1 pseudogene is annotated in these 264 nt (G+C 42.0%); it reads left to right on the top strand.

Annotated features, from left to right (window positions below):
- Positions 1-264 (top strand): annotated as a pseudogene (locus tag ACYQ4S_RS12685) (DDE-type integrase/transposase/recombinase); the annotation flags it as partial.

The following is a 264-nucleotide window of genomic DNA, read 5'->3' as shown; positions in this document are numbered from 1 at the left end:
ATAAAATCATCTTATCCCAAAGAGTGTCTGAAAAACGCAATACTGAATTAGCAATCAGGGCCATTCACGATGTGCTCGACCACTATATAGCTAGCGAAATCCCTGAGGATTTAAACCTCATCGTTGACGGAAACCCTATTTACAAACTGGCACAACATTTCCTGGCCCAACACGGCCTGAACTTCGATATCACTCAAGTCATTGGTTTAACCAACGAGGACGAAGTATCTAGACAATATAGGCCCCTTAAACAAATCATCGAAC

Source organism: Alkalibacterium sp. s-m-28 (assembly GCF_054658175.1).
This window is presented reverse-complemented; position numbering and strand designations above follow the sequence as displayed.